This window comes from Thermodesulfobacteriota bacterium (assembly GCA_026415035.1).
In the GTDB taxonomy this organism is placed as follows: domain Bacteria; phylum Desulfobacterota; class BSN033; order BSN033; family UBA1163; genus RBG-16-49-23.
The window spans coordinates 1,976-2,982 of the sequence record JAOAHX010000049.1; the positions used below are offsets into that span (position 1 = coordinate 1,976).

General features: G+C 49.0%; 2 protein-coding genes. Both read right to left on the minus strand.

The window, feature by feature from the left end; translation table 11 throughout:
- Positions 1–219, minus strand: a 219-nt coding sequence (locus tag N3G78_14760; protein MCX8119177.1) for a diguanylate cyclase, incomplete at its 3' end; no start/stop codon positions are given.
- A 234-nt stretch (positions 220–453) separates the two neighbouring features.
- Positions 454–1,007, minus strand: a 554-nt coding sequence (locus N3G78_14765) for a PAS domain S-box protein (GenBank protein MCX8119178.1), incomplete at its 5' end; no start/stop codon positions are given.

Sequence of the window (1,007 nt, forward strand, 5' to 3'; positions counted from 1 at the left end):
CCCCCGAACGGCCATGGCCGCGGGCAGGTTTTCCTCTTTCATAGAAAACCGAAGATTAAGGGCCGTATTCTTCCGGTGGCGAAGGTCGTTTAAAAAAACCACCTCCTCACCCTCCCTCCGGACCAATAGGGTTTCGGCGGTTTGACTGGGCACAGGCCAGGATTGGAGGAGGGGGCAAAGAAACTGGTTGGGATCCATCTCGAATACGAGGAGAGCCATAGGTATTGTTGACCCTCCTCAGGATCCTGGATCGGGGTAACGGCCCCGATGTGAATTCTTCCATCGGTTTTCACTTTATGAAGGTCTGTCAGGATAACTTCATTTTTTCGAAATGATTCGTTGACAATGGCCATAAAAGAGGACAATCTAAATGCTTCCCCTCGACCCTTGAAACTCCTATTTTTTTCCTTTGATTCCCAAGGGGTGGTTCTACTCTGGTTCCAGTTTGGGAGGTCAATCCTCGAGGTCTGGATACAACTTCTTTAGGCAATCAGGACAGAGGCCGTGGGTGAATTCCGCCTCCGAATGATCCCGGATATAAGCCTCGATTTGAGTCCAATACCCTTTGTCATCCCTGATTTTTTTGCAGGAAGAGCAGATCGGTATAAATCCGCGTAAGGTTTTTATTTCGGAAAGCGCCTTTTGCAGTTTTGCTATGAGTTCCTCTCTCTCCTGTTGGGCCTTTTTCCGCGCGGTGATATCAATGAAGCTGGAAAGCAGGTACGTTTCGTTTTTCATAGTGATCGTCTGCGCCGAGAAATTGCCATAGAACAATTCCCCGTTTTTCCTTCGAAACCTGACTTCTTCATCCCTCACTCCCCCTTTCTGCTCCACCTTAGCAACCACCGCTCCCCTTTGCTCGTTTTCTGCCCACAGTTGCATTTCTGTGCTTTTCCTGCCAATGGTTTCCTCGGCTGAATATCCGGTCATATGCTCAAAACCGTTATTTACCTCGACCATCAGACCGTCGGAAAGCCGGCTGAGAACCAAACCATAGGGAGAAGATT